The 12545-nt window shown below is 40.6% G+C and carries 17 protein-coding genes and 1 tRNA gene; all 18 read right to left on the bottom strand.

Annotated features, from left to right (window positions below; all coding sequences use genetic code 11):
• The gene (locus STYK_RS05770) at window positions 1–1314 is read right to left on the bottom strand and encodes a phage tail sheath family protein (RefSeq protein ID WP_033675937.1); all 1314 of its coding nucleotides are present in this window, start codon (window positions 1312–1314) and stop codon (window positions 1–3) included.
• Window positions 1314–1484, bottom strand: coding sequence for a hypothetical protein (locus tag STYK_RS05775; protein ID WP_023948067.1), 171 nt, complete (start codon window positions 1482–1484; stop codon window positions 1314–1316). Before STYK_RS05775 ends, STYK_RS05770 begins: the two co-directional genes overlap by 1 nt.
• Window positions 1477–1893, bottom strand: coding sequence for a phage tail terminator family protein (locus STYK_RS05780; protein WP_261804669.1), 417 nt, complete (start codon window positions 1891–1893; stop codon window positions 1477–1479). Before STYK_RS05780 ends, STYK_RS05775 begins: the two co-directional genes overlap by 8 nt.
• Entirely contained in the window at window positions 1883–2374 is a 492-nt protein-coding gene (locus STYK_RS05785; protein WP_261804670.1) for an HK97 gp10 family phage protein, read from the bottom strand. Before STYK_RS05785 ends, STYK_RS05780 begins: the two co-directional genes overlap by 11 nt.
• Window positions 2371–2727: a hypothetical protein gene (locus tag STYK_RS05790; RefSeq protein WP_061759930.1), complete on the bottom strand. Its 357-nt coding sequence runs from the start codon at window positions 2725–2727 to the stop codon at window positions 2371–2373. The genes STYK_RS05785 and STYK_RS05790 overlap by 4 nt, the downstream gene beginning before the upstream one ends.
• Window positions 2724–3119, bottom strand: a complete 396-nt coding sequence (locus STYK_RS05795) for a hypothetical protein (protein ID WP_261804671.1) — start codon at window positions 3117–3119, stop codon at window positions 2724–2726. Before STYK_RS05795 ends, STYK_RS05790 begins: the two co-directional genes overlap by 4 nt.
• A 15-nt stretch (window positions 3120–3134) precedes the next feature.
• The gene (locus STYK_RS05800) at window positions 3135–4127 is read right to left on the bottom strand and encodes a major capsid protein (protein ID WP_261804672.1); all 993 of its coding nucleotides are present in this window, start codon (window positions 4125–4127) and stop codon (window positions 3135–3137) included.
• Window positions 4127–4708, bottom strand: a complete 582-nt coding sequence (locus STYK_RS05805; RefSeq protein ID WP_261804673.1) for a phage scaffolding protein — start codon at window positions 4706–4708, stop codon at window positions 4127–4129. Before STYK_RS05805 ends, STYK_RS05800 begins: the two co-directional genes overlap by 1 nt.
• 159 nt (window positions 4709–4867) lie before the next feature.
• A complete protein-coding gene (locus STYK_RS05810; RefSeq protein ID WP_261804674.1) occupies window positions 4868–5626 on the bottom strand; it encodes a phage antirepressor KilAC domain-containing protein in 759 nt (252 codons plus the stop codon).
• Window positions 5627–5628: 2 nt separating this feature from the next.
• The gene (locus STYK_RS05815; RefSeq protein WP_261804675.1) at window positions 5629–5877 is read right to left on the bottom strand and encodes a hypothetical protein; all 249 of its coding nucleotides are present in this window, start codon (window positions 5875–5877) and stop codon (window positions 5629–5631) included.
• A 120-nt stretch (window positions 5878–5997) separates the two neighbouring features.
• Window positions 5998–6174 carry a hypothetical protein gene (locus STYK_RS05820; RefSeq protein ID WP_261804676.1) on the bottom strand — a complete coding sequence of 59 codons (177 nt, stop codon included), beginning with the start codon at window positions 6172–6174 and terminating at the stop codon, window positions 5998–6000.
• Window positions 6175–6292: 118 nt separating this feature from the next.
• Window positions 6293–6472 (bottom strand): CPCC family cysteine-rich protein, encoded by a 180-nt coding sequence (locus STYK_RS05825; RefSeq protein WP_223335869.1) that lies wholly within the window; start codon window positions 6470–6472, stop codon window positions 6293–6295.
• The gene (locus tag STYK_RS05830; RefSeq protein WP_261804677.1) at window positions 6465–8018 is read right to left on the bottom strand and encodes a minor capsid protein; all 1554 of its coding nucleotides are present in this window, start codon (window positions 8016–8018) and stop codon (window positions 6465–6467) included. Before STYK_RS05830 ends, STYK_RS05825 begins: the two co-directional genes overlap by 8 nt.
• The gene (locus STYK_RS05835) at window positions 7999–9414 is read right to left on the bottom strand and encodes a phage portal protein (RefSeq protein ID WP_261804678.1); all 1416 of its coding nucleotides are present in this window, start codon (window positions 9412–9414) and stop codon (window positions 7999–8001) included. The genes STYK_RS05830 and STYK_RS05835 overlap by 20 nt, the downstream gene beginning before the upstream one ends.
• Complete coding sequence (locus STYK_RS05840) at window positions 9405–10670, bottom strand: PBSX family phage terminase large subunit (protein ID WP_261805383.1); 1266 nt, start codon at window positions 10668–10670, stop codon at window positions 9405–9407. Before STYK_RS05840 ends, STYK_RS05835 begins: the two co-directional genes overlap by 10 nt.
• Window positions 10667–11350: a phage terminase small subunit gene (terS, locus tag STYK_RS05845; RefSeq protein ID WP_261804679.1), complete on the bottom strand. Its 684-nt coding sequence runs from the start codon at window positions 11348–11350 to the stop codon at window positions 10667–10669. The genes STYK_RS05840 and terS overlap by 4 nt, the downstream gene beginning before the upstream one ends.
• A 90-nt stretch (window positions 11351–11440) precedes the next feature.
• Window positions 11441–11519, bottom strand: a tRNA-OTHER gene (locus STYK_RS05850).
• A gap of 479 nt (window positions 11520–11998) precedes the next feature.
• Window positions 11999–12427, bottom strand: a complete 429-nt coding sequence (locus tag STYK_RS05855) for an ArpU family phage packaging/lysis transcriptional regulator (RefSeq protein WP_001165369.1) — start codon at window positions 12425–12427, stop codon at window positions 11999–12001.
• Window positions 12428–12545 lie beyond the last annotated feature (118 nt).

Consider the following 12545-nt stretch of genomic DNA (forward strand, 5'->3'; position numbering starts at 1 on the left):
CTACTCTACTGTAACTGTCATGTACAGTTTTTCCATGCTGTCCACTGGTTTCACTTTTACGTTAACCACTACAGACTCTTTCAACTCACCACGTAGCACCTCGATGTCTTCTACTTTGAAGTCTTCAATAGCACCACGAGCTTCAAGGTCTTTGAAGTAGCGAATACGGTTCGCTTTAAACGCTTGACGTCCATCTTCGTTGTTGCTTACCTTTCCAAGGAAATACTCAGAGAAAGCGTAACGAGTATCGTTCACGATATCGTCCAAGGTGCGCAAGATACGGTTCTTACGGAAGTCTTGGTTCTTTTCAATCGTGAAGCTGACGTGTGAGTTGATATCTTGTTCAACTACTGCACGGCCACGACGAGCAGTAAAGACGAATTGCCCTTTCAAAAGCGCATCTTCTGTCTCTGTATGACTCAAACGACCCACAACATCAACAGAGTCTTCGTACTTCTCATAAGTCAATGATTTCTCAACGCCAGCATTTGCGCTGGCTGCTGCAACCCATACAGTCGCTTTCGTCTTATCAATAACCGTCTTATCAGACAAGATAACGCCGTTTTTAACATTGATTACCGCTTCACTGTCTGCGTCTGAGTCAGCCACAACCAATTGAGCGCCTAGCCCTTCATCCTCACGCATACGTTTGATGAAGTTGATAGCTGCCTTTTTGATAGAAGCGTCTTCTACTGGCAAGGCCATATAGTTAAATTCAACTGTTTCAAGCGCCTTGAAGTATTCTGAATAGTCTTGAGTTGAGACTGTTCCGTCAGTACCGCCAGTCAATTTAGCACCAGCTACTGCTTGCAGTTCGCCAGTTCCTGAAAATTCAACTAGATCATTGTTTTTCAGATCAGCCAAGACTTTTACAGTTTGCGAGTCCATAACAACAGTATCAAGGAATGTGACAACATCAAATGAACTTGGGTCGTCTACGTTTGTTTTGACTGTTACTGTGATGTCATTCCCACGGACACCGCTATATTTAGCTTGAGCCGTTACGTTGTCTGAAAGGCTTACGTTTGCCTTTTCGCCCGTATTTAGACGATAAAGCAAGACTTCACTAACACGTTTGAATGCTTCATTCAGCAACAAGAGTTGTGGGCTTTCTTGCTCATAACCTAGCTTCTTAAATAGATCTTCACCACGTCGGATTTTCATCAATTTCTTTGATTGACCGAAGCTAAGTGCTAGCGGTACTGTTACGACACCGTCACCACCAAGGCGAGTCATTGCAATGTCTTTTGATTTGACGTTGATGTAAGCACCTGGTCTTACTTTATTTTGGCGTTTCCAAATTCCACCTGCCATTAGTTAATCTTCCTTCCTAGTTCGTATTCTAGTTTTGCTCGTGCTTCTTCCAAACTATAAGACTCTTCTGGATCTAGAATAGCCCCTAAGATGTCTTTTTCTCCGTTGGTAAAAGCGCTACTTTCCAAAATGTCCGCAGTAGGGAACACAATTCCGTCTACATTATCCATCTTTTACCTCTTCTTTCACTTTCAATTCACGTTGTTTGATATCTTCCTCTTCTAACTTCAAGCGTGTGCTTGCGTTAAAAATACAATGCAGAACGTTGTCAACCACTTCATACTGACGGTCAAATAAATGAATCGTCGGCAAGTGTAAGAGTTTATAACTCAATTCTTCCTGCATTGCTAAACACTCGCTACGCTTTTTCTTAGGAGGAAAATAAGACAAATCCACTTTAGAACGCACTTTCACATACTTATTGGCCTCTGGAGTGTACTTAGTATCAACCACATGGATAAAAAAACAAGGTTCTTTAAAACCTTGCTCTATTTCATCCAGATAAATCCTGATGTCAGGATATAACCCCTTGATATGACTAACTAACTCCTCGACTAACCGAAATCCTTTATTTGCCATTTCCTAACACTACCTTTCTCATAAAGCCATCATACTTATCACGGACACGCTTTTCCATATCGCTTTTAGTATCTTCAACCGTTTTATGAAGGAAAAATTGCCCTGGAACAAAGCCACCATTGACTGTCTTATGCCCGTACTCAACGTGTGGGCCATAGTAGACCTTGTTATAAACTTTCTGCTTATAAGTCCGTCCAAATACTTCAATATGGCTTTTAGACCAGCCTTTTTGCAAGGTTCCGCCTTGTTTTCCATGAGCACTTGCCCAAAATTTGACGTGTTTGCCATCTTTGGTAGTGAATTCCACCCAATGATCCGTATAAACACCGACGGGTGTTCTCTCTTTCACTTTGGAATTTAGTTCGGTACCTTCATAATTCAAAGTCTGTCTCATAAATCGGTCTACTTTCGCATGATTCGCATTCCTGTTGAAGTTGTTAGCAAACTTAGCGAAACTACGATAATCAAAACTGCCACTCATGACTTGCCCTCTAGCTTTATAGCAATTTCTTGATGTGACCAATACTGACCAATAGGCACATTAGACCGTGTAAACACTTTAACGTGCCCATTTCTATCAGTCACCTCAATCTTGCAACCTGCAGGAATATCATAGACAACGGAGCAAAAGAGTTTCATATCATAGCCGTTAGCTTGATAGTCGCTCCCGTTCGTTGAACTATTGCTCATTTGTGAAATCCTGCAAGGAATGTCCTCTAATAGCACGCTTTCTGACATACTGGTCAAACCGTCTATCTCTTGCTCTGTATAACCTTTAACCGTCATTTTACAGTCATACAAGCAATCAAAGACTGTCTTAGCATATTCGGTCATAGTAGCTTCCTAAAACGATTCAACTGACGCTTGTAGCGCTCAAGTGATGACGGCACTTGTTTCATTCGTTGAATCATTTCATAAGGACTAACCTTCTCGATTGTCGTATCACCCATTTTGATACTCTTAACCGAAAAGTCGTCTGCGTCAGCTTTTTCAGCAAGAACGCTTTGCTCCTTGACTTTGTCCAGTAAGTCGTTGGTCATGTCTATCCATACGCTCTCTAAACGTCCAGGCACACTGTCTTGGTGAATATAATTCAAAATCTCGTTTTCTGCTTGGGTCAAAGCGTAGTGAAGAACTTCCATATCTTTGAAATAATTATCCTGACGCATTTTCCGAACGCATGAGATCAAGTACATTGTGTTGTCTTGTTTCAATTCTTGAATCATATTCTGTTACCCAATCTATTTGCCAATTTTGTGTTTCAGAGCGATAATACCGATGTTCTTAGGCTCATAAACACGTTGCCAGTTTTTGAATTTAGCCAAGTCAGTGTTTGATGGAGTGATGTTTCCTTCAGTCACTTCTGCACCAGTCCATTTCACTCCGTACGGGTGCATCACAAGGGCACGACGAGTGTAAATCATGTCGTTACCTTTAGCAGCTTCACGAGAAGTTTCAAACGTAGTCAATCCTGATGGATTTCCTGTATTGAGACCGATTGAACCAGTACGGAAAAGGTATGATGTATAAACATCTCCTGTTGGCGCAATACCATCATCGATAATGACACGGTAACCAAGGTAGGTTGGAATGTTGATAGTCGCAGTTGTTGGCTGGATGTATTGAATCAAGTTGTCTTTTTGTAGTTTTGTATAAACCGCTGAGTGCATAGCAATCGCAGTAACTTGATCAGCAGAATCCCCAAGCAATTGTTTAGCGTCCAGTACCATAGCTGCACTAATTCCTTCAGCTACTTTCGTTTGGTCTGATACGTGAGTTTCTTCCAGCGCACCTTTCTCTCCACCGGTACCAGTAGCAAAGATACCATTCAAGATAGCAATCAAGGCTTTTTGGTCTTCACGCAACCAGTAAGCACCGATACGGTTCAAGATAGCACGGACTGGGTCAGAACCGGCTACAATACCAGTCAATTCGTTAGCAGCCCAACCACGTCCACGGTAAAGAACGCAGGCGATGTCTGCTCCAGCAGTAATTTTTCCAGTTTCTAGGGCTTTGTCGCCATTTCCGAGAACCTCAGAATCACCAGTAAGGTCATTCCAGAAAGGCATGTTGACCAAAAGTCCACCAGATGTAATGTTTTCAGAGACACGCTCGTCTGATACTGCGATACCGCTTTGGACGAAAGCAGATTTAGCAGCAGTGTACTGTTGCATGTATTCGTTGTACTGTTGCGGTGTAATCGCATTTAGAATTTTTGTAATTTCATTAGCCATTAGTTATTTTCTCCTTGTTGTTCTAAAAATTGAGTTAGGTTAAAGTTAGGATTGCTCATAGCAGTTTCCCAATTCCCTAAATTAGCACCTTGCCAATCGCCTTGATTTGGCGTGTATTGGGCTTGTTTCTCCCCGTTAAAAAGATATGGACTCTTAGCACGCTGAGCTTCGATTTGCTCAGTTAAGCCAATCAATTTGCCATCTTTTACAGAGATTTCGTCTTTGTTTAAGATTTTCTCAAAAATTTCTGAGTCTCGAACGCCAGCTTTTGTCAATTCAGCATCGATTAAGCGAGATTTATTCTCGTTTGCTAGTTTCATCTCAAGCGCTTCTGTATCTTGCTTGTACTTAGCTTGTAAGTCCTCTAGCTTTTGCTGAATATCTTCAACATCTGCGCCTTTTTTCTTCAAATCATTCAAGTCTTGGTCACGTTGTGTCAGCTGTCCACGCACGCTCTCCAATTCGCTTTCTTTACTTGCCACATCATCCTTAAATTTTTGGACAGAAGCACCATACAAAGCGAAGACTTGAGAAATTTGGTCTTCAGTTAAGCCGATGTTTGCCAGTTGTTCTTTTTTCATTTTGAAAATCCTTTCCTCTACGCTAGGCTTTTTAGGTGTTCTCCATCACCAGTCGCTCCGCTTTTGTTAGGACTACGGACTTGTCCAATAGTTGAACCTTTTAACGCCATGTTCAGGGCATAAGAAAACCGTACGGGATTCCATACGGTTAGAGCATAATTAGATAAATAGTAGTCTAAAGGTTTCACGTCCTTTAGGTGTAATGAGTGTCTGTGTTCCAGACCATTGTGTTTTTTCGTTGAGTGTTTCCTTGACCTCAAACAAGCCATCATTTTTATTGGCTGTTGGTTGGAGCTTACCTTTCTTATCTCGGTAGATGTATTTTTTCTCTATCAAGAAGTCAATAAACTTGCGTTCTTTGATTTTTAATTGTTTTGCCGTTTCTCTGAAGCTGGTCAGTAAGTTTCTATCTACTAGTTCATCGAAATAGTCTGCTTTCGGCTTCATTATGGTATTTTCAACGGAAAGTACAGCTTTTTCAGCTTCCAAGTTTTTAATGACTGCTTCTTTTTCTTTCAGTTGATTACCAGCCATAAGGAGCAAGTCTGCTAAGGCTTGTTTGTTGTGTGTGATATTATAGGCCACTTGGTCGGTCATATAAGCACCATGTTTACGAATAGAGGGCAGAACCTCGCTAGTGACCCAATCAGCAAATTTCTCTGCTTCTGGTTTGCGAGATTGAAAAACAAGCTTATAGAAATTCGCTTCGTTAATGAAGTTGGCTTGTTGAGTTCGTCCTAGACTGTCGATGATGTCACTAGTAGTGACGCCATCTTTATTTAATCTTTCAATCGTTTTACGAGGGTTGCTTAAATCCAGAATTTGGCAACAATCATTAAGATTAAAATAAATCTGATTATTGATAGTTGCCGTCCGCACTTCTCCGAATTGTTCATTTTTAAAAATTTGTAGTTCCATTTTTAGACCCCTTTAATATAATTATCAATAATGGTACGATGCTCATCTTTAAGACTATCCAGCCTGTACATGATAAGATTCAATACAGCGAATTGTGAGCTATGTTGAGCAATAAATTCATATAATTCACACTGACTATCCCAATCTGGCTCTTTTGCTAGCCAATTGTGAATCAAATCCATACTCTCACGGATTTCTTCAACATAGTTTAGTAAATCTTCGTAACTGTCTAAAAGTTCAATTTTTGCCATAATAAAAACACTCCTTCGTGTATCTTGAAAAGAGCGTCCCAGCATGATATAATATTTCATGCAGAAACACTTCTGTGGTGATAGCTTAGAACCATCTGATTGGCGTTAGTGGGTTCTAGGCTATTTTTTTATTTCGTTGTAGACCTTTTCTAGTCCTAGCATTAAAATTTCCGTCTTCGTCTTTCCTGTTTGTTCAGCACAATACTCTAACATTTCTACTTCTTCATCAGTCATACGAAGTCTTGTATTATTTCTGCGAGGATTTTCACTTTTCGGTCTTCCGAGTTTTGCTACCATGTTATCACCTCTTTTCTTGGTAACACAATTATTATATAACTGTGTTACCATAAAGTCAAGAGGTTTTTTGAAAAAAATTAAAAATAAGAAAAGCACTTAGATTTCTCTAGGTGCTTGTTTATCTAATCGGTAAACCTTTTGCGTAAGCTTCTTTAGCCTCCGCAAGTGTCATTTTATTAGGACCGCCATCAATATTAAATGCTCCCGTATTTTGCCAATGACAAACATCACAAATATCATAAGTTTCTACTAAATTTCCACATACGGGGCAATGCACATGTTCCCATCCGTCAATCATTATTATATTCTTTTTTATAGTCGTCATGGTAATATTCCTCTCCATCATCTGGCTTAAACATAGTTGTTATTCTCGCTTTTCCTGAGGCATTTCTTTTCCCAATCGCAATTGTCCCCGTTTCTCGATTAAATCGAACTCTTCTTTCTCCAGTATCATAACCTATAATATTTTTAGAGACAACAGAAGATAATAAATTTCTAGCCAATTGTTGATATTCTTCAGGGCTTTCCGCTCCGAACTCTTTCCCATGATTTTTGAAATGTCCATTTAAAGATTTCTCGGTAGGAAACTTGGATTTTGTCCATCTGATGCGGTCTTTTAGTTCCTTGTATCCCTCAACATCATTATACTTCAAATCATAGAAGCCTGCAAATGTTTTGGGCATATTTTGAGAGCCTAAAACCTGCCTATAAGCTATGAACTGCTCCTTGGTTCTGCGGACTCTGTCCTTTTCCAATCGTTCAGCTTGTAGCTTGTCCTTGATAGCAGTCTGGCCATACTTATCAAGTTGTTGCTTTCGCCAATCCTTGAAGGTCTGACCACTATCTACCTCGTAGCCTTTTCCTGTTTCAATATCTCTTGCATAGCGTTTCCCACCTTTTTCTAAGGCAGGAACTGTTGTACATCGACAGCGAGGGTGCATGGTCGGGTAATTTACACCTTTCTCTGCATCCTTAACAAGAAATACCTTACCATCCAACTCACCACAAATAGGGCATGTGTGAACCTCTAAGGTCGCTAGATACCTGTACTTCTTGATATTGTCGTCCTGATATTCATCCAGCGTTGCTTGAGCCTGAATGCCGTTCGTTTCCGTCTGCAAAACAGTAACCGCACGATTACGAGCACGTTCGAACTCAATTGCTAGAAGTTTACTGGACTGGTCTACGGGATAACCTCGGTTTAAATCATTGGTTACAAGCGATTCTACTCTACTAACCAATTCATCCATATTGCTACCCCAAACACGCTCGGAAAACCTCTTGCCTTTGAAGTTTTCGTTGATTGCCTTTTGAAGATACTCTTCTTCTAGACGCTCAGGCTTGAAATTCGGTTCTCTTTTGGTCTGTTTATGGTAGTTGTAAGCACGATTTAAGTAGGTTTCTTGGTAGGTTTGTTTGAGATGTGTTTCTATTCGCTTGTTGATTTTGCCAGTCATTTCAGCGATATCCATCTCAACACCAGCAAACAAGGCATCTGCATTTGTTTTGACCTTTATTGACTTTGACCACTCTGTTAAATCAGTATGTTTCTTAACAAAGCTGGCAATCTCTTGCTTGGTTTTCAATTGGTCAGTCTTAGTCAGGGATAACAGATAAAATGGTAATGAGTCACTACGATTTTTAGATACCCTCTCAAACGCCTCTAAACGCCCTGTAATGCGTTTTAGTGTTCTGTGGTATAAATTATCGATGTAGTCTATTATCTCGCCGAGGTCGTCAATCTGAGCCAGCTCATATAGCAATCTGTCTTTCTCTTCTCGGTTGAGGTCATCGAGAGATTCGATGAAAGCAATCTTCTCTTCTTTATTCAGTTTCCGACTCATGCTCTACCTCTTCCATGTCGTAGAGTTTTTCAGATTGTCCCTCTTGGTCAGCTTTCTGCAAGCGTAGTTCATCCTGCCAATCTTCTACAATTGGATTCGATTTAGCTACATTCTCTCTTGATGTGATAGTTGCAAGAGTAGAAACCACTTGAGCCATTTCTGTATCGTTATTGATTGAGTTCCGTGTCCATGTTTGCTTGATTTTGAGTTTGTCGGATAACCCTAGATGTTTCAAAATCATCTTAACAAGTGTGGCATATCCGCTTCTAAACTGAGTTTCCATGTTGCCAGCTTTTAACTCTAAAAGAGAGTAAAGGAACTTCAAAGCAACGCCTGAACTGTTCCCTAGTTTATCTGTTTCAGGGTTAACCCCTTGGCCGCTGATAAAGATTTGTTTCTTAGTCCGCTCTAAAATCATATTTCTTGCTTCGGTTGGAATGTCAATCGCAATGGTTGTAACTCCTGACTGGTCCCCCATACCGTCGTTGTCCATCTTAATCATCTTGTAGCGTTTCAAATCTTCAAGAAACTCTTGCTTGTCCTGTCCACCGTAATTTGTAAGAACAAAGATAACCTCTTGAACATCGTCTGTATCATTGACAAATCCACTAAAGACCTTGTCGTAAACATCAACTAGGTCTTTGATTGGCTTCAAGTCATTGGTCTCAATTTCGTTATTCTTGAACGGAATAAAAGGAACAAGGCCGAAATCATGCTTGAAGCTATTGTCACTTGAGCGGTCGCCATTCATGGTATCAACCAAAGAGATTGCTTGGAATGTCTCTAATTCTTCCAGTGGTTTATTTTCTTCGTGACGATAGAAAGAACACTTTTTATCATTCCAATATTCGTAAACAGTGTAATTCTTGCCATCTGTTTCATCAATGCTAGAGTATACTCGCAGTACCCCAATCAACTTCTTATCCAAAGACTTTGAGTAGATTGGTATTACTTCTTTTGAGTCCACGCAAGCATATCTAAACGAGTTATCACTAGCGTCCTTCCAAACGTGAAGCCAAGCGATGCCAGCGTTCCCAGCATTCACACAAAGCTGCTTACTGATACGTTCATAATCATCTCCTAAGACATCCACGATCATATCATTTACCTTTTTATCGTCCACATCGAATGTAGGTGGATAGGTCAACGCATAAGCCTTTTTCTGGTCAAGCAATAACTGGTGCCAATTGTGACTAATACGGTTGTCAGCATTACGAAAGGCATTATCTTCTGCTTTTGCTTCGTTCTCTGCGCCTTTCTTATCGGCAGGCTTACGCTTTCGTTTAATATCATTCTCGTTACGATAGTATTTCTCGGCTTCAGCTGCTTGTGAGACAAACTTTCCATGTTTGACCATCTGCGACGAGATTATCTTTTTAATTACTTCTATTTCCAAACAGTCATACCTCCTGACTTGAATAATACTGTATAGCAAAAATAACGTAGGGCGTCCATTGCGTGGTCGAACTGTTTGATAGGCTTGTCCTCGCCATTCGCAGAGGCTTTCTCGTCCCAGACATAAGCGTGGAACTCTTTCAGCGTATTCACACAATTCTCATGTACTGCTATTTTCTCTTGGCCTAGCATAGACCCAACAAAACGAATGCCTTCAAGGACATTATTTCTAGCTTTTTTGATTTTATATCCTCGCTTCTTCAATTCAGCAATGAATGAAGCAGCAGACGGGTCAATAATAATACGTTCGATGTTCGTATCTCCTAACCAAGCAGTTAGATCATCAGCGTACTCAGCATTGGTTTTTTGTACGTTCTCATCACGACCTGAGTAATAGTATTCCCTTGTCAAGTAATACTTGCCATTGATGTCTTTTTCCCATAAAAGAAAAACGGTCGCATTTTGCGTACCGTAGTCGACTGAAACATATTTGCCCAGCTTGCTCATTTCTGGCAAAGTTGATACAACATGCTTATCCTTACTGAACATATCGTAGACAATACCTTCTGCAACCGTCCAAAGACCTTGGATGTAGCGCTGATAGAAAACACCTTGATATTGACTTCTATAACGTTTCTTGATGTTCTCTGAAAGAGAAAGGTTATCGTCCATATCAAAATGCAGATAAAGCATATTCTTAGTTTCCGCTTTGTCTATCCAGTTGACTTTAAACCAATGATAAGGTCCGTCTGGGTTGCAGTTGAACCACCACTTGGAACCTGTAACAGAGCACCGCCCTGTGCCTTGGTTAACAAACGACTCAGGCATAAGCGCTACTTCATCGAAGAAAATACCTGCCAATGTCAAACCTTGAATAAGATCCTGTGAACTCTCGTCCTTACCACCAAAGATATAAAAATCATTCGACACATCGCCTTTTGAGATTTCTATCAGGTTATCCGTCCGATGATAGACGTAGCTAAAACCTCTTGACTGTATCATAACCAACAACAGTTTCAGAACGTTACGATTGAAAGAGCCAATTGTCTTACCACACATCGCAAAGTTCTGATGGTTGAATGATGTCATCGCCCAGATGACAAACGCTAGGCTCATAGAGACAGTCTTACCAGAACGGATAGCGCCATCTGCGATAATACCCTCCGACTTATGAACTGGAGAATTCCAAAGCCACCAACTTAGCACCTTATTCTGTTTTCTGCTAAAAGGTTGGAATTCGAATGTACTGGTCTTTATTTTTCTTCTCGCCACGTTTCTTCGACTATCCCTTCTAATGCTTTGATAAAACCATCATCATGAACGTTCTCAGGTTCATTGTCAGGCAGTTTAGATTTCAGAATCTCAATTCTCAATCTCTGCTCCTCTGTAGCAAGGTTTGAGCGAGTCAATTCATCATATGTTTTAATCATATTTCTAAGTTCTGACTGTATTCTTGCAATTGCAGCTAAAGCCTTACCCTGCTTATCCCAAGCAGTGTGAACTTCATAGCTTTCTCCGCCTTTTGCTGTGCTTGCAATAAGCATAGTGGTTGTATCATCAACGTCCTGAACGTACAGAATGCGCTGGGCATGTAAAAGATTAGCATAGGTTAGCTGAATGTTCTCCCAAAGAATATCAATTGGTTGCTTATCTGCCAGTTGCTCATATATCTCATGCACTCCTTGCGGTAGATACTTAGCAAACAGACCGTGTTTAAGGGCATTTTGCGAGCCTTTAGGCGCTCCATGACCAACTGCGTTCTTATTCCCTTTGGGTGCACCTCTTGGATTTTTGGGTGCACCCTTTTTTATACGAGTCCAATTATGCCTACGTTGCCATGATTTGACTGTGTTGATTGAGACATCATGTTTAGTAGCAATGTCTTTGTACTTCATTCCTGCCTCATAGTCTTTGCGTGCTAGTTCGCTTTTTTCCATGCCCTCCTCCCTGATTTGTTTATTTTGTAAATCAAAAAAGCCACACGATGTGCGACCTTCTTAAGACCTCTCTGCGAATTAAAATCGCAATTGGAACGACAGGACTCGAACCTGCCTACGTTTCAGACCCTTTATAGTCATATCGCTCCACCAACTGAGCTACGTTCCAACTGCAAGGCGACTACTACCTTGCGTGTTAATTAGAAATCAATTTTCTGATTTATTTTTTTGTAGTCATTTACAACCTCTGAGGGGATCAAACCCTCTAGCTTATAACTTACCTAGGATATAAGTAGCTACGCAACCATGCGAGGTTCGGTCGCTTCTGCAACCATTTTTAAGTTAATGAGTGATATATGAATGCTAAGCCTACTGCCTACCCCATTCTGGGACACAAACACTCAAATGACAGTAGCTGGAATTGAACCAGCTGGTCTAGCAGTAAAACGCACGCTTGGTAAAAATTTTAAAGGAGACCCAAACAACCTGCTAACCTGTCCTTACTGTCTAAGAGGCCGAAACCTCTATATTTTTAGGAGTCCACATGACTGTTCGTTGCCCAATCATTGGATAATACTATTTTAGCACCTTTTTCCGTTCCAATTCTCCCAAGATTTTCCCAGATTTTTCCCAAGATTTTCCCAGAAATCACTTGTAAACCAGAAGGTTGCTTGCTTGATAGGACTCCGCGAACTCTAATAGAGCTTTGTTCAATATCCGATAATACTCACTAGATGAGTAGCCTAGTTCTGAATAAATACTGTAGTCTTCCCTCCTTTTCTTCCTACAATATCGTTCGATTAGGATACGTGTGTATTCCATATCGGAAAGATTGTTGATTGCTTTAGCGATTAGTTCTAAATCCTGCTGAGCTGACACTCTACGCACGACCATGCTTTCTACCTGCTTGCTTGTCTGACCACTTGATGACCTTGGCTCCAGCGAGTAGGATATTGTTATTTTCGGAGCGTATTCTTCTCCAGCTATCCGTCTCAGACGACTGTATTTTTTTAGTACTTTGATAGCTTCCTTTCTGGTTTTCTTTTCATCGATGATATCCAATAACTCTATTTGCACACGAACTCCTCCTCATGATATAATAGTTATGCGAAACTATACTATGAGGGTCAGCCGGGTGCTGGCTTTTTTCTTGCCTTACTCCGTTTTTAGGTGTATACTGTATGTATACAAAGCA

Origin of the sequence: Streptococcus toyakuensis (assembly GCF_024346585.1) — a bacterium.
GTDB classification, from domain to species: domain Bacteria; phylum Bacillota; class Bacilli; order Lactobacillales; family Streptococcaceae; genus Streptococcus; species Streptococcus toyakuensis.